Origin of the sequence: Mesorhizobium sp. Cs1321R2N1, assembly GCF_037179725.1 — a bacterium.
GTDB lineage: Bacteria > Pseudomonadota > Alphaproteobacteria > Rhizobiales > Rhizobiaceae > Mesorhizobium > Mesorhizobium salmacidum.
Genome location: NZ_JAPYKP010000149.1, coordinates 1 through 15,541 on the forward strand (window position 1 = coordinate 1; position 15,541 = coordinate 15,541).

The window sequence follows — 15,541 nt, forward strand, 5'->3', positions numbered from 1 at the left end:
GGTTGCGGCCAACCCGCGCGCCCGCTCGGCCAGACTGCGTGCCGCGATCCGCACCGAGGCTCCGGCGCGCAGCGGCGATTTCTCGATCTTCGGCCTTCCAAAACTTCCTGGCATCGACCGGCCAGGGGAGAGGTAAGCACGTGTTTCGTACCAGCGATATTGTCCTGATCGCCGTCATGGTTTCGGCCGCCGCCCTGACCTACAAGGCCAAGCGCGAGGCCGAGGACCAGTTGGCGGCCGTGCAGAAGATCCATGCCGAGATACGTTACGAGGAGGACACGATCGACCTTCTCAAGGCCGACTGGAGCCTGCTCACCCAGCCGTCGCGGCTGCAGAAGCTCGCCGAGCTCTACAAATCGCAGCTCGCTCTGGAGCCGGTCAGTGCCCGGCAGATCGTGGGCCTGGGCGACCTGCCGGCCAAGGCCCTCGACATCCAGGACATCCTGAACGGGCGCCAGGGCGCCATGGCCGATAATTCCGACAAGGCGCCTTTGGGCGACAAGGATCCCGTCGTGACCGGAGACATCGCCCAATGATCGGCAAACTGCTGAAACGCTTCGCCACGGTAGGCCGCGCCAGGACGGGCAGGGACGGGTCGATCGTGGTCGAAGGCGCCCGCAAGGCGACCGGCGGCAAGGGCAAGGCGCGCATCGTGATGACGATGGCGGTATTCTTCGGCATTTTCTCGACTATATCTGGGCGGCTGGTCTATCTCGGTTTCCAGACACCCGACCTGTCGGGCGGTCCGCAAAGCCGGGTGACCGCGTCACGTCCCGACATTGTCGATCGCAACGGCGAAGTGCTGGCCACCGACATCAAGACAGCGTCGCTGTTCGCCGAGCCGCGCCGCATCGTCGATGCCGACGAGGCGATCGAGAAGCTGTCGACGGTGCTGCCCGAAATCGACTACGAGCAGACCTATCACAAGCTGAAGAGCGGCGCCGGCTTCGTCTGGCTGCAGCGGCAGCTGACGCCCAAGCAGCAGGCCGACATCATGCAGCTCGGCATTCCCGGTTTTGGCTTCCGCACCGAAAAGCGCCGTTTTTATCCGAGCGGCGAAACCTCATCCTACATTGTCGGCCTGACCAACATCGACAACCAGGGCATCTCCGGCATGGAGAAATATATCGATGAGCAGGGCCTGAGCGACTTGCAGGCATCGGGCCTGGCGGTGGCGAAGGATCTCAGGCCGGTCAAGCTTTCGATCGATCTGCGCGTCCAGCATGTGGTGCGCGACGAGATCGCCGCCGGCCTGGAACGCTACCGCGCCATGGGGGCTGGCGCCGTCGTGCTCAACGTCAAGACCGGCGAAGTGGTGGCCATGGCGTCGGTGCCGGATTTCGATCCGAACAATCCATACAATGCGCAGGACAAGGACCGGCTCAACCGGATGTCGGCGGGACTCTATGAGATGGGCTCGACGTTCAAGAGCTTCACCTCGGCCATGGCGCTCGATTCCGGCAAGGCGACGATGTCGAGCCGCTTCGACGCTTCGCATCCAATCCGGGTCGGCCACCAGGCCATTCACGATTTCCACGGCAAGAACCGCGTGCTGTCGTTGCCGGAGGTGTTCCTCTATTCCTCCAATATCGGGTCGGCCAGGGAGGCCGAGCTGGTCGGCATCGAGGCGCATCGCGAATTCCTGCATCGCCTCGGCATTCTGGAGAAGATGCAGACCGAACTGCCCGAAGTTGCCCGCCCGACCGAGCCGAAGGTCTGGAAGCAGGTCAATTCGTTCACCATCGCCTTCGGCCATGGCGTGTCGACGACGCCGCTGCAAGCGGCTGTCGGCTGCGCGGCGCTGGTCAATGGCGGATTCCTGATGCAGCCGACATTCCTGGTCCGCAGCCAAGAGGATGCGATGGCGGCGGCCAAGAAAGTGGTTGCCGAAAAAACTGTAGAGGGCATGCGCTACCTCTATTCGCTCAACGCCGAGAAGGGTTCGGCCAGAAACGCCCGGGTTCCCGGCTACCGCGTCGGCGGCAAGACCGGAACGGCCGAGAAGGTCATCAATGGCCGTTACTCGAAGGAGTTGAATTTCAACACCTTTGTCGCCGCCTTCCCGATGGACGATCCGCAATATCTGGTGTTCACGATCGCCGACGCCCCGCATCCGGAAAAGCCCGGGATGACCGACGTCGCGGCCAACAATGCAGGGGTAATGGCAGGCAATATCATCAGGCGTGCAGCGGCCATGCTTGGCGTGAAGCCAGATTTCAGCCATGAAAATGGTGCAACGCTGGTTTCCTATCAGTGATTCTTGGGGCGCGCCGGCAACTGCGCGCTATTTTGTTGCGGTGAACGGGACTCGATGAAGCTCAAAGATCTAGCCGGTATCCTGCCAGTCGAAGGAACAGCTTCCGCCGATCTGGAGGTTTCCGGCATCTCGTCGGATTCCCGCCAGGTAAAACCGGGCGTCCTCTTTTTCGCGCTTGCCGGCATCAGGGCCGATGGCGCCAGCTACGCCGCCGACGCGGCCCGGCGTGGCGCTGCCGCGATCGTCGCGGGCAGCGCCCTTGCCGATTTGCCGGTTCCGGTGCTGGCGGTCAATGATCCGCGCCTGGCACTGGCGTTGAGTGCCGCCTGCTACTTCGGCAGACAGCCGCAAACCATGGTCGCCGTGACCGGTACCAGCGGCAAGACGTCGGTCGCCGCCTTCACCAGGCAGATATGGGAGCAGGCGGGATACGCAGCCGCCTCGATCGGCACCACCGGCGTGGTTGCGCCCGGCCGCAACGAATATGGTTCGCTGACGACACCCGATCCGGTCGCCCTGCACCAGTTGCTGAGGGAATTGGCCGATGCCGGCGTTACCCACGCTTCGATGGAGGCTTCCAGCCACGGGCTCGACCAGCGCCGCCTCGACGGGGTGAAGCTCTCTGCCGGCGGCTTCACCAATCTCGGCCGCGACCACATGGACTACCATCCGACGGTCGAGGATTATCATCGCGCCAAATTGCGCCTGTTCGACACGCTGCTGCCGAAGGGCACACCGGCCGTCGTCTTCGCCGACGATCCGTGGTCGGAACCGACGATAAAGACGGCGCGGGCCGCTGGGCTCGACGTGCTGACGGTCGGCCGCCATGGCGATTTCCTCAGGCTGAAGCGGGTCGAGCATGAGCGTCATCGCCAGCGTGCCGAGGTCGAGGCCGACGGTGTGATCCACGAGATCGACCTGCCGCTCGCCGGCGATTTCCAGATAGCGAATGCGCTGGTTTCGGCGGGGCTTGCCATTTCCACAGGAACATCTGTCGCCAAAGCCTTGGCGGCATTGGAGAAATTGAAAGGCGCGCCGGGCCGGCTAGACCTGGTCGGCACCACGGCGAGCGGCGCGCCGGTCTATGTCGATTACGCTCACAAGCCCGATGCGCTGGAGAATGTTCTGTCCTCGGTGCGTCCGTTCACCACCGGTCGCGTGATGGTCGTGTTCGGCTGCGGTGGCGATCGTGACCGGGGAAAACGACCGATCATGGGCGAGATCGCGACCCGGCTCGCCGATGTCGTCATCGTCACCGATGACAATCCGCGCTCCGAAGTGCCCGAGACCATCCGCGCCGCCATTCTCGCCGCCGCGCCCGGTGCCATCGAGATCGGCGACCGGCGCAAGGCAATCCACGAGGCTGTCGGCATGCTGCATGCCGGCGACACGCTGATCGTGGCCGGCAAGGGCCACGAGGAAGGCCAGACGATCGGCTCTGAAACCCTGCATTTTTCCGACCATGAGGAAGTGCGCGCCGCGCTCAGGGAGCGTGCCGCATGAGTTTGCTGTGGACATCGGAAGCGCTGGTTGCCGCCACGGACGGGCGGCCGCTCGGCCCCATGCCCGAAGGCATATCGGGCATTTCGATCGACAGCCGCAGCCTGCAGCCGGGCGAGGCCTTCTTCGCCATCAAGGGCGAGGCGATGGACGGCCATGACTTCGTCACCGCCGCCATCAAGGCCGGCGCCGGCGTGCTGGTGGTGGCGGAAGGCAAGTTGCCGTCTCTTGGCCGGCTGACGGCGCCGATCATCGTCGTCGAGGACGTGCTGGTTGCGCTGGAAAAGCTCGGCGTCGCGGCGCGCGCCCGCTCGCAAGCCAAGATCATCGCGGTAACCGGCTCCGCGGGCAAGACCACAACCAAGGAGGCGCTTCGCCACGTGCTTTCTGCCGTCGGCAAGGTGCATGCCTCGGCGCAGTCCTTCAACAACCATTGGGGGGTGCCGCTGACCCTGGCGCGCATGCCGGCTGACTGCGACTATGCCGTGTTCGAGATCGGCATGAACCATCCCGGCGAGATACGGCCGCTGGTGAAGATGGTGCGGCCGCATGTCGCCATCGTCACCATGATCGCGGCCGCGCATCTTGGCTTCTTTCGCAATCTAGACGAGATCGCCAAGGCCAAGGCCGAGATTTTCGAGGGTCTGGAGCCCGACGGTGCCGCGGTGCTCAACCGCGACGATGCGCGTTTCAAGCTGCTGGACAAGATGGCACAGGCTGCCGGCGTCGAGCATGTCTATGGCTTCGGCGAGAATGCTCGCTCGACCTTCAAGCTGGTCAAGTGCGAGTTGCATGCCGATCATTCCGACATCGCCGCCAGGATCAGCGGCCACGATATGATCGCCCGTATCGGAGCTCCCGGCCGACACATGGTGCAGAACGTGCTGGCGGTGCTTGGCGCCGCGCATCTGGTTGGCGCCGATCTCGACAAGGTTGCATTGGCGCTGGCCGATCTCTCGGCCGAGCGCGGGCGCGGCAAGCGCCACGTGCTGCGGCACCCCGGCGGCTCGACTTCGGGCCAGCCCGGTGGCTCGGCTTCGGACCAGCCCGGTGGCCAAATCACGCTGATCGACGAGAGCTACAACGCCAATCCGGCCTCGATGGCGGCCGCCATGGCGCTGCTCAATGCGACGCCGGTGACGGGCGAGGGCAGGCGCATCGCCGTGCTTGGCGACATGCTGGAGCTCGGCGACCACTCGGCCAAGCTGCATGCCGCTCTTGCCGATCTCATCGTCGGCACGGGCACGCGGACAGTCTTTCTCGGCGGGCCGGAAATGCGGTCGCTGGCGGAAGCGCTGCCGGGCGATATCAGGACGGAATACCGCGCCAGCGTCGAGGAGTTGAAGCCGGTGCTGCTCGCCGCGCTGAAGCCGGGCGACGTGGTGATGATCAAATCGTCGAAAGGCATCGGTTTTGCAAAACTGGTCGATGCGCTGCTGGGCAAATTCCCGGCCAAGACGATAACCAGTAATCAGACCTAGTCGGGGGACGAAAGCGCATGTTCACACTGCTGGTCGATTTCGCGGACAAGGTCTCTGTCTTCAATGTCTTCCGCTACATCACGTTCCGCACCGGCGGCGCGCTGATCACCTCGGCGCTGATCGTCTTCATCTTCGGGCCGACCATCATCAATTCGCTGCGGCTCAGGCAAGGCAAGGGCCAACCGATCCGCGCCGACGGGCCGCAGACGCATTTCAAGAAGGCGGGTACGCCGACCATGGGCGGCCTGATGATCCTGTCCGGCATCATCGGCTCGTCGCTTTTATGGGCGAACCTGTCGAGCATCTATGTCTGGGTGGTGCTGTTGGTGACACTCGGCTTCGGCTCGATCGGCTTCTACGACGATTATCTGAAGGTGACGAAGCAGTCGCATCTCGGCTTCTCCGGCAAGGCGCGGCTTGCGTTGGAATTCGTTATCGCCGGCATCGCCGCCTGGGCGATCATGCACAATGGCCAGGCGCCGTTCTCGTCGTCGCTGACCTTCCCCTTCGCCAAGGAATTCATCATCAACCTCGGATGGTTCTTCATTCCGTTCTCCTGCTTCGTCATCGTCGGCGCCGGCAATGCGGTGAACCTGACCGACGGCCTCGACGGTCTGGCGATCGTGCCGATCATGATCGCGGCGGCGTCCTTCGGTGTTATCGCCTATCTCTCGGGCAACGCGGTGTTCGCCGAATACCTGCAGATCCATTTCGTGCCCGGCACCGGTGAACTGGCGGTCGTGCTTGGCGCGGTCATCGGCGCCGGCCTCGGCTTCCTCTGGTTCAACGCGCCGCCTGCGGCGATCTTCATGGGCGACACCGGGTCGCTCGCCATGGGCGGCCTGATCGGCACGGTCGCGGTCGCCACCAAGCACGAGATCGTGCTCGTCATCGTCGGCGGCCTGTTCGTGGTCGAAATCCTCTCGGTCATCATCCAGGTCGGCTACTTCAAGATGACCGGCAAGCGCGTGTTCCTGATGGCGCCGATCCACCATCATTTCGAAAAGCTCGGTTGGACCGAAAGCCAGGTGGTGATCCGCTTCTGGATCATCGCCGTCATCCTGGCGCTGGTCGGCCTCTCCACCCTCAAGCTCAGATAGGCCGCCGTTTGATCCCCGCCGCATCCTTCGCAGGCAAGCGTGTTTCGCTCTTCGGGCTCGGCGGCTCGGGGATCGCCACCGCGCGTGCGCTGATCGAGGGCGGCGCTGAGGTGCTGGCCTGGGACGACAATCCCGACAGTGTCGCCAAGGCGGCCGCCACCGGTATCGCCACCGGCGATCTGCGTGGCGCCGACTGGGCTGGGGTTTCCGCCTTCGTGCTGTCGCCCGGCGTGCCGCTGACCCATCCCAAGCCGCACTGGACCGTGGAATTGGCGCGCGGGGCGGGCGTCGAGGTCATCGGCGATATCGAGTTGTTCTGCAGGGAGCGGACGCAGCGTTCGCCGGATGCTCCCTTCATCGCCATCACCGGCACCAACGGCAAGTCGACAACGACCGCGCTGACGGCACATATTCTCAAGGCCTCCGGACGCGACACCCAGATGGGCGGCAATATCGGCCGTGCGGTGATGACGCTCGATCCGCCGAAGCCTGATCGCCATTACGTGGTCGAATGCTCGTCCTACCAGATAGACCTTGCGCCCTCGATCAATCCGACGGCCGGTATCCTGCTCAACTTGACGCCGGACCATCTCGACCGCCACGGCACCATGCAGCACTATGCTTCCATCAAGGAGCGGCTGGTGGCAGGCAGCGAGACGGCGATCATCGGCATCGACGATTCCTGGTGCGCGCAGATCGCCGATCGGCTGGAGCGGGCAGGGCGGCAGGTCACCCGCATTTCCAAGCGTCTGCCGCTGACCGACGGCTATTTCGCCGACGGTACCAACATGATGGAAGCCGTGCATGGCCGCTACAGCCGGGTCGCCTTCCTCGAAGGCATCGGCTCGCTGCGCGGCCAGCACAATGCGCAGAACGCGCTGGCCGCCGTCGCCGCCTGCCTCAAGGTCGGGCTCGACCTCGGCGAGATCCAGTCGGGGTTGGAAAGCTTCCCGGGTCTTGCCCATCGCATGGAGCAGGTCGGCCGCAAGGACCATGTGCTGTTCGTCAACGATTCCAAGGCGACCAATGCCGATGCCGCGGCACCCGCGCTGTCCAGCTTCAGCCGCATCTACTGGATCGCCGGTGGCCTGCCGAAGGAAGGTGGCATCGAGCCGCTGCGCGGCTTCTTCCCGCGCATCGCCAAGGCCTATCTGATCGGCGAGGCCGCACCCGCCTTTTCGGCGACGCTCGGCGAGGCCGTGCCTTATGAGATCTCGGGCACGCTCGCCGCCGCGGTCGAGCATGCCGCGCATGACGCAGCCAAAGACGACAGCGGCGAGGCAGTGGTGCTGTTGTCGCCGGCCTGCGCCAGTTTCGACCAGTTCAAGAATTTCGAGGTCCGCGGCGAAGCCTTCAGGCAAGCTGCGAGCGCTATAGATGGTGTCAAACCCATCGGAGGGGCACGATAATGCAGAGCCGTCTCGACAAAAGTCCGGTCGCAACCTGGTGGTGGACCATCGATCGCTGGTTCCTGGCGGCGTTCCTGTCGCTGATGGGGCTCGGCATCGTGTTGTCCTTCGCGGCAAGCCCCGCGGTCGCCGAACGCATCGGCCTCGACAGTTTCCACTTCGCCACCCGACAGATCATCTTCACCGTGCCTGCGCTCGGCGTGATGCTGGCGGTCTCCTTCCTCGATTCCAGGCAGATCCGGCGCATGTCGCTGATCATGCTGTGCCTCATGCTGGTGCTGATGGTGGCGGTGCTCTATGTCGGCGTCGAGGTGAAGGGCGCGCGCCGCTGGGTGTCGCTCGCCGGCCTGTCGATCCAGCCTTCGGAATTCCTCAAACCGGCCTTTGTCATCATGTGCGCCTGGCTGTTCGCCGAACACAAGCGCCAGCCCGACATTCCCGGCAATCTGTTCGCCATGCTGCTCCTGGTGCTGGTCGTGTCGCTGCTCGTGGCGCAGCCGGACCTTGGTCAGACCATGCTGACCACCGGCACCTGGGGCATTATGTTCTTCATGGCGGGACTGCCATGGCTTTGGATCATCGTGCTGGGAGCCGCCGGCGTCGGCGGCGTCTTCGCCGCCTATACGGTGTTTCCGCACGTTGCGCTGCGCATCGACAAGTTCCTCACCGGCGAAGGCGACACGTTCCAGGTCGACATGGGCCGCGATGCGCTGATCAATGGCGGCTGGTTCGGCGTCGGGCCGGGCGAAGGCACGGTCAAGCGGGTCATCCCCGACAGCCATGCCGACTTCGTCTTCTCGGTCGCGGGCGAGGAGTTCGGGCTGATCATGTGCTTCTTCATCATGTCGATCTTCGCTTTCATCGTGCTGCGCGGTCTCAACACGGCGCTCAAGGAGCATGACGACTTCACCCGCTATGCCGTCGGCGGTCTGGTCACCGTGTTCGGCTTGCAGGCCGTCATCAACATGTGCGTCAACCTGCAACTGGTGCCGGCCAAGGGCATGACGCTGCCCTTCATCTCCTATGGCGGCTCCTCGCAGATCGCCATCGCCATCTCGATGGGCATGGTGCTGGCGCTGACGCGCAAGCGGCCGGAAAAGCGCAAGCAGATGGGCTTTGCGCTGCCGCAGCGCACCATGCCGGCGGAGTGACATGGCCAGAGGCGTTATCCTTCTCGCGGCGGGTGGAACCGGCGGACATCTGTTTCCAGCCGAAGCGCTGGCGCACGAACTGATCGAGCGCGGCTGGGCGGTGCATCTGGCGACCGACACCCGGGCCGAGCGGTTTGCCGCCCGTTTCCCGGCGGCGGCCGTCCATCCGATCCAGTCGGCGACGTTAGGCTCGAAAAATCCCTTCACCCTGCTTGGCGCCTTCTGGAAAATCTGGAGCGGCGTGCGTCAGGCCTCCGCCATCATCGGCAGGATCAAGCCGGAGGCCGTCGTGGGCTTTGGCGGCTATCCGACCTTGCCGCCGCTCTATGCGGCGACGCGGCGCAAGGTTCCGACGCTGATCCATGAGCAGAACGCGGTGATGGGGCGCGCCAACCGGGCGCTGTCGGGCCGTGTCGATGCGATAGCCGGCGGCTTCCTGCCGCAGGATGAGAGTGCGGCCGGCGCCAAGACGGTGACGACCGGCAATCCGGTCAGGCCGGCTGTGCTCGAAGCAGCCAGGACACCTTACGTGGCTTCAACCGGGGGTGAGCCTTTCCGCCTGCTGGTGTTCGGCGGCAGCCAGGGCGCGCAATTCTTTTCCGATGCGATGCCGGGGGCAGTCGCGCTGCTTTCCGATGCACAGCGCAGACGCCTTGTCATTACTCAACAGGCTCGCGCGGACGACGTGGCGCGGGTGAAGGCAGCCTATGCCGCGCTCGGCGTCGCCGTCGAGGTCTCGCCGTTTTTTACCGACATGGCGGCGCGCATTGCGGCGGCGCATCTGGTGATCTCGCGTTCCGGCGCCTCAACTGTCTCGGAGATCGCAGTTATCGGCCGGCCGGCGCTGCTGGTCCCCTATCCCTTTGCGCTCGACCACGATCAGGCAGCGAATGCGGCAGCGCTCGCTGCCGCCGGCGGCGGCGAAGTGCATGTGCAATCGTCGCTTTCGTCCGAGCGTATCGCGGCACTGCTCGGCGCCCTGATGGACCAACCGGAGCGGCTAGCGACGATGGCCGCCGCGGCCAAGTCGGTCGGCAGGCCCGACGCGGCACGGTTGCTCGCCGACCTCACAGAGGCTATTGCGTCCCGCAAAACAGTATCGGATTTCAGGAAGGGAACGCACCCATGAAAATGCCGCAGACCATTGGCCTCGTGCATTTCATCGGCATTGGCGGCATCGGCATGAGCGGCATCGCCGAGGTGCTGCACAATCTCGGCTACAAGGTGCAAGGGTCCGACCAGGCCGACAGCGCCAATGTGCAGCGGCTGCGCGACAAGGGCATCGAGTGCTTCGTCGGCCACAAGGCCGAGAATCTCGGTGACGCCGAGGTCATCGTCGTCTCGACCGCGATCAAGAAGTCGAATCCCGAACTGAAGGCGGCGCGTGAAAAACTGTTGCCGATCGTGCGCCGCGCCGAGATGCTTGCCGAGCTGATGCGTTTCCGCCAGGCTGTTGCCATCGGCGGCACGCATGGCAAGACGACGACGACCTCGATGGTGGCGACACTGCTTGAAGCCGGTGGGCTCGACCCGACCGTCATCAATGGCGGCATCATCAATGCCTATGGCACCAATGCGCGCATGGGCGACGGCGAGTGGATGGTGGTCGAAGCCGACGAAAGCGACGGCACCTTCCTCAAGCTGCCGGCCGACATCGCGGTCGTCACCAACATCGATCCCGAGCATCTCGATCATTATGGCAATTTCGATAATGTGCGCGAAGCGTTCCGCCAGTTCGTCGAGAACGTGCCTTTCTATGGCTTCGGCGTGATGTGCACCGATCACCCGGAAGTGCAGGCGCTGGTCGGCCGCATCGAGGACCGGCGCGTCATCACCTATGGCGAGAACGCACAGGCCGACGTGCGCTTCACCAACCACCGCATGGCGGGGGCGACCTCGGAGTTCGATGTCATCATCCGCGACCGCAAGGGGCGCGGCCAGACAACGATAGCGGGCCTGCGCCTGCCGATGCCTGGTCACCACAATGTATCCAACGCGACGGCCGCGATCGCGGTCGCGCACGAACTCGGCCTCTCCGCCGAGGCGATCAAGAAGGGCCTGTCTTCCTTCGCCGGCGTCAAGCGCCGCTTCACGCATACCGGTTCCTGGAATGGCGTCGATGTGTTCGACGACTACGGCCACCACCCGGTCGAGATTTCGGCGGTGCTGAAGGCGGCGCGCAGCGCCACCAATGGGCGTGTCATTGCCATCGCCCAGCCGCACCGCTTCACCCGGCTGCATGATCTGTTCAACGAGTTCTCCGCATGCTTCAACGATGCCGACACGGTGATGGTCGCCCCGGTCTACGCCGCCGGCGAAGAGCCGATCGACGGCGTGACCTCGGATGCGCTGGTGTCGCGCATCCGCGCCGGCGGCCATCGCGACGCCCGCTATATCGATGGGCCGGCTGATATCGCGCCTGTCATCCGCGACATCGCCAAGCCCGGCGACTTCGTCGTCTTCCTGGGCGCCGGGAATATCACCCAATGGGCCTATGCGTTGCCGAAGGAGCTTGCCGCCTCATGATGAACGGCCAGGCCCTGATCGACAGACTTGGCGACCGGCTGGCCGGCCTGCGCGGTCGTATCACGCCGAATGCCGAGATGGACAAGATCACCTGGTTCCGCGCAGGTGGCCTTGCCGAGGCGCTGTTCCAGCCCGCGGACGAGGAGGACCTTGCGGCGTTCCTCAGGGCCGTTCCCGAAGAGATCCCCCTGACGATCGTCGGCGTCGGCTCGAACCTTCTGGTCCGCGACGGCGGCATCCCGGGTTTTGTCGTCAGGCTTTCCGCGAAGGGCTTTGGCGAGGCCGAAGTCATTTCCCCGATCAGGATCAAGGCAGGTGCCGCCACGCCCGACAAGCGTATCGCGGCGGTGGCGCTCGAGGCCGGCATTGGCGGCTTCCATTTCTACCACGGCATTCCGGGCGCCGTTGGCGGGGCGCTCAGGATGAATGCCGGCGCCAATGGCGTCGAGACGCGCGAGCGCGTCATCGAGGTGCGGGCGCTCGACCGCAAGGGCAATGTCCAGACGCTGAGCAATGCCGAGATGGGATATGCCTACCGCCATTCGGCGGCGCCCGTCGGGCTGATCTTCACCTCGGCCGTTTTCGAAGGCTTTGCCGAGGACAAAGCGGTGATCAAGACGGCGATGGATGCGGTGCAGAACCATCGCGAGACCGTGCAGCCGATCCGCGAGAAGACCGGTGGCTCGACCTTCAAGAATCCGGAAGGCACCTCGGCCTGGAAGGAAATCGACAAGGCGGGTTGCCGCGGCCTGATGATCGGCGGCGCGCAGATGTCGCCGATGCACTGCAACTTCATGATCAACACCGGAACCGCGACCGGCTACGATCTCGAATATCTCGGCGAGACGGTGCGCGCGCGGGTGCTCGAGCATTCCGGCATCCGGTTGCAGTGGGAGATCAAGCGCATCGGCGATTTCCGCTCCGGGCATGCCGTGCAGGAGTTCCTCGGCCAGCTCCTTTAGCGCATCTTGAAGTTCACGTAATGCGTGAACTTCAACGGAATCGAAATGCCGTGAAATCGTTGCTGCAAAGACTCAGCGACATGGATTTCGCATCCATTTTCTCAGAAAGTGAATCTCTCGGAATCATAAGTACTTGCCAGTGAATCAACTCTCTGATTCTCTGCCCTAAAGCGTTTCCTGATTTGAGTCGTTCGACGCGTTACCCGCGTTTTCCGTCTGGGGGGCAACCTGCCGGGAGACTCGGACTCAATGTTGCGGAAATCTTGGATTTTGGTCCGCCGTGCGAGGGGATGACGGGGAATGAAAAACAAGCATGTGGCCGTATTGCTGGGAGGTTTCTCGTCCGAGCGGCCCGTGTCTTTGTCTTCGGGAAAGGCCTGTGCCGATGCGCTGGAGCAGGAAGGCTATCAGGTCACCCGTGTCGATGTCGGGCGCGATGTCGGCTCGGTGCTTGCCGAGCTCAAGCCCGACGTCGCCTTCAATGCGCTGCATGGACCGTTCGGAGAGGACGGTACCATCCAGGGCATCCTTGAATATCTCGGCATTCCCTACACCCATTCCGGCGTGCTCGCCTCGGCGCTTGCCATGAACAAGGAGCAGGCGAAGAAGATCCTCAAATCGGTCGGCGTTCCCGTTGCCGAATCGAAGGTCGCCAACCGCTTCTCCATCCAGAACAAGCACCCGATGAAGCCGCCCTACGTGGTCAAGCCGGTCAGCGAGGGATCGAGCTTCGGCGTCGTCATCGTGTCGGAGGGGCAGTCGCACCCACCGCAGGTGATCGGGTCGTCCGAGTGGAAATATGGCGATACCGTCATGGTTGAGCGCTACATCCATGGGCGCGAGCTGACCTGCGCCGTCATGGGCGATGTGGCGCTTGGCGTCTGCGAGATCATCCCGACGGGCCATTCCTTCTACGACTATGATTCAAAATATGTCGCCGGCGGATCAAAACACGAATGCCCCGCAAAAGTTTCACCGAATATTTACCAAAAAATACAGACACTGGCGCTCAAGGCTCACCAAGCTGTCGGCTGTCGGGGCGTTTCCCGGTCGGACTTCCGTTATGACGATCGTCACTCCGAAAATGGCGAGGTTGTATGGCTCGAGGTCAACACTCAGCCGGGCATGACGCCGACGTCTCTGGTGCCTGAAATTGCCGCCCATGCCGGGCATTCGTTTGGTGAACTGTTGAGTTGGATGGTGGAGGACGCTTCGTGTCTGCGTTGAAATGGGGGCAGGGCAAGGTGAGGGGCGCGGCCGGGCCGTCGCTGTTCGGCCTGCCATTGTCGTTGGACCATTTCGTCCTGCCGCGCGCGCTTCGCCGCCCGGTGCGCATCCTGACGCGCCTTGGAGATGGTGAATTCCAGGCGCCGCGGTTCTCCGTCGCGATCATGTCGTCGGTGCTGCTGGCTTCGAGCGGGGCCTATGGCGCCTACCTTGGCGGTCATGCCGACGGCATCATTCAAAGCATCACCGCCCGCACCGGCTTTGCCGTCGATCAGGTCAAGGTGGTCGGCAACCGCCAGACTTCGGAGATCGACATTCTCGACAGGCTTGAACTCGATGGCTGGACGTCGCTGATCGGCTTCGATGCCGAGGCCGCGCGGGAGCGCATCGCGACCTTGCCGTGGATCCAGGTTGCCGCGGTGCGCAAGGTTTATCCGCATACGCTCGAAGTGCGCGTCGAGGAGCGCGCGGCTTTCGCGCTCTGGCAGCAGGGCAACGACCTCTCCGTCATCGAAAAGGATGGCGCTGTCATCGCGCCGTTCTCGGGCGGCAAGCAGGTGCTCCTGCCGCTGTTGATCGGTACCGGCGCGCCCGCCAAGGCGCCTGATTTCCTGGCCAGGATCGAACAGTATCCTGACCTTGCCAGTCGCATAAAAGGCTATGTCCGCGTCGGCGAGCGGCGCTGGGACCTGAAGCTGGACAACGGCATCACCATCAAGTTGCCCGAGGATGACGAGGACCAGGCGCTCGCCGAGCTCGTCAAGATGGACCATGACAAGGGGTTGTTGTCGCGCGACATCGTCGCTGTCGACATGCGCCTGACGGACCGGCTGGTCGTGGAGTTGACGCCGCAGGCGGCGACGCAGCGCGAAGCCGCGCTCAACGAGAAGCCGAAAACCCTCAAGCGCAAGCCGGAGACGAAGATATGAGCTGGCTTGGCGGTTCTGGCGATGCCTCGTCGCGCCGGTCGGGCACCCTGACGGTGCTGGATGTCGGCTCGAACAAGGTCTGCTGCATGGTGGCCAAGCTCAAGCCGAACGATGACGGCAAGCTCCTGCGCGGCCGCTCGCATCGGATCCAGGTTATCGGCATCGGCCACCAGAAATCGCAAGGCGTGAAGTCGGGTGTCATCGTCGATCTCGATCGTGCCGAGCATGCTATCCGCCTGTCCGTCGACGCCGCCGAGCGCATGGCCGGGCTGACGGTCGATTCGCTGATCGTCAACATGACCGCCGGACGGCTGAAGAGCGAAAGCTTCTCGGCCACCATCAACCTTGGCGGCCACGAGGCCGACGAGGCCGACATCAAGCGCGTGCTCGGCGCCGGCGCCAAGCAGGCGCTGAAGGCCGAACGCGAGGTGGTCCATTCGCTGCCCGTCGGCTTCTCGCTGGATGCCGAACGCGGCGTGCGCGATCCGCGCGGCATGGTCGGTGACGCGCTTGGGGTCGACATGCATGTGCTGACCGGTGACGCGGCACCGATGCGCAATCTGGAGCTTTCCATCAATCGCTCGCACCTGTCGGTCGAGCGCATGGTGGCGACGCCCTATGCCAGCGGGCTGGCGGCACTCGTCGACGACGAGCTGGAACTCGGAGCCGCCTGCATCGACATGGGCGGCGGCACGACGACCATCTCGGTGTTTTCGGAAGGCAAGTTCGTTCATGGCGACGCCATCGCCATCGGCGGCAACCATGTCACGCTCGACATGGCCAAGGGACTTTCGACCTCGCTCGATGCCGCCGAACGGCTGAAGGTGATGCACGGCTCGGCGTTGCCGGGCAGTGCCGACGACCGCGACCTGGTCTCGATCCAGCCGATCGGCGACGACGGCGACGTGCCGCTGCAGATCCCGCGTTCGGTGATGACGCGCATCGTGCGCGCCCGCATCGACGAGACGCTCGAACTCCTGCGCGACCGGTTGAACAAGT

13 protein-coding genes and 1 pseudogene are annotated in these 15,541 nt (G+C 64.0%); all 14 read left to right on the top strand.

Going from position 1 to position 15,541, the window contains the following annotated elements:
* Positions 1 to 136, top strand: a pseudogene (locus O7A61_RS26745) (16S rRNA (cytosine(1402)-N(4))-methyltransferase RsmH); the annotation flags it as partial.
* 4 nt (positions 137 to 140) lie between these two features.
* Entirely contained in the window at positions 141 to 536 is a 396-nt protein-coding gene (gene ftsL / locus O7A61_RS26750) for a cell division protein FtsL (protein WP_140502412.1), read from the top strand.
* Positions 533 to 2,257: a peptidoglycan D,D-transpeptidase FtsI family protein gene (locus O7A61_RS26755; protein WP_337132355.1), complete on the top strand. Its 1,725-nt coding sequence runs from the start codon at positions 533 to 535 to the stop codon at positions 2,255 to 2,257. Before ftsL ends, O7A61_RS26755 begins: the two co-directional genes overlap by 4 nt.
* Before the next feature lie 54 nt (positions 2,258 to 2,311).
* On the top strand, positions 2,312 to 3,760 hold the full coding sequence (locus tag O7A61_RS26760; protein WP_337132356.1) for a UDP-N-acetylmuramoyl-L-alanyl-D-glutamate--2,6-diaminopimelate ligase: 1,449 nt from the start codon (positions 2,312 to 2,314) through the stop codon (positions 3,758 to 3,760).
* Positions 3,757 to 5,238, top strand: a complete 1,482-nt coding sequence (locus O7A61_RS26765) for a UDP-N-acetylmuramoylalanyl-D-glutamyl-2,6-diaminopimelate--D-alanyl-D-alanine ligase (protein WP_337132357.1) — start codon at positions 3,757 to 3,759, stop codon at positions 5,236 to 5,238. Before O7A61_RS26760 ends, O7A61_RS26765 begins: the two co-directional genes overlap by 4 nt.
* Before the next feature lie 17 nt (positions 5,239 to 5,255).
* The gene (gene mraY / locus O7A61_RS26770; protein ID WP_015317207.1) at positions 5,256 to 6,338 is read left to right on the top strand and encodes a phospho-N-acetylmuramoyl-pentapeptide-transferase; all 1,083 of its coding nucleotides are present in this window, start codon (positions 5,256 to 5,258) and stop codon (positions 6,336 to 6,338) included.
* A gap of 8 nt (positions 6,339 to 6,346) precedes the next feature.
* Positions 6,347 to 7,747, top strand: a complete 1,401-nt coding sequence (murD, locus tag O7A61_RS26775; RefSeq protein WP_337132358.1) for a UDP-N-acetylmuramoyl-L-alanine--D-glutamate ligase — start codon at positions 6,347 to 6,349, stop codon at positions 7,745 to 7,747.
* Positions 7,747 to 8,898 carry a putative lipid II flippase FtsW gene (ftsW, locus tag O7A61_RS26780; RefSeq protein WP_140502420.1) on the top strand — a complete coding sequence of 384 codons (1,152 nt, stop codon included), beginning with the start codon at positions 7,747 to 7,749 and terminating at the stop codon, positions 8,896 to 8,898. The genes murD and ftsW overlap by 1 nt, the downstream gene beginning before the upstream one ends.
* A 1-nt stretch (position 8,899) precedes the next feature.
* The gene (gene murG / locus O7A61_RS26785; RefSeq protein ID WP_337132359.1) at positions 8,900 to 10,027 is read left to right on the top strand and encodes an undecaprenyldiphospho-muramoylpentapeptide beta-N-acetylglucosaminyltransferase; all 1,128 of its coding nucleotides are present in this window, start codon (positions 8,900 to 8,902) and stop codon (positions 10,025 to 10,027) included.
* A complete protein-coding gene (murC, locus tag O7A61_RS26790) occupies positions 10,024 to 11,424 on the top strand; it encodes a UDP-N-acetylmuramate--L-alanine ligase (protein ID WP_337132360.1) in 1,401 nt (466 codons plus the stop codon). Before murG ends, murC begins: the two co-directional genes overlap by 4 nt.
* A complete protein-coding gene (murB, locus tag O7A61_RS26795; protein WP_337132361.1) occupies positions 11,421 to 12,386 on the top strand; it encodes a UDP-N-acetylmuramate dehydrogenase in 966 nt (321 codons plus the stop codon). The genes murC and murB overlap by 4 nt, the downstream gene beginning before the upstream one ends.
* A 300-nt stretch (positions 12,387 to 12,686) precedes the next feature.
* Positions 12,687 to 13,613 carry a D-alanine--D-alanine ligase gene (locus O7A61_RS26800; protein ID WP_337132362.1) on the top strand — a complete coding sequence of 309 codons (927 nt, stop codon included), beginning with the start codon at positions 12,687 to 12,689 and terminating at the stop codon, positions 13,611 to 13,613.
* Positions 13,601 to 14,542 carry a cell division protein FtsQ/DivIB gene (locus O7A61_RS26805; RefSeq protein WP_337132363.1) on the top strand — a complete coding sequence of 314 codons (942 nt, stop codon included), beginning with the start codon at positions 13,601 to 13,603 and terminating at the stop codon, positions 14,540 to 14,542. Before O7A61_RS26800 ends, O7A61_RS26805 begins: the two co-directional genes overlap by 13 nt.
* The coding region (gene ftsA, locus O7A61_RS26810) for a cell division protein FtsA (RefSeq protein WP_337132364.1) at positions 14,539 to 15,541 on the top strand (1,003 nt) is incomplete at its 3' end. The genes O7A61_RS26805 and ftsA, both read left to right, overlap by 4 nt.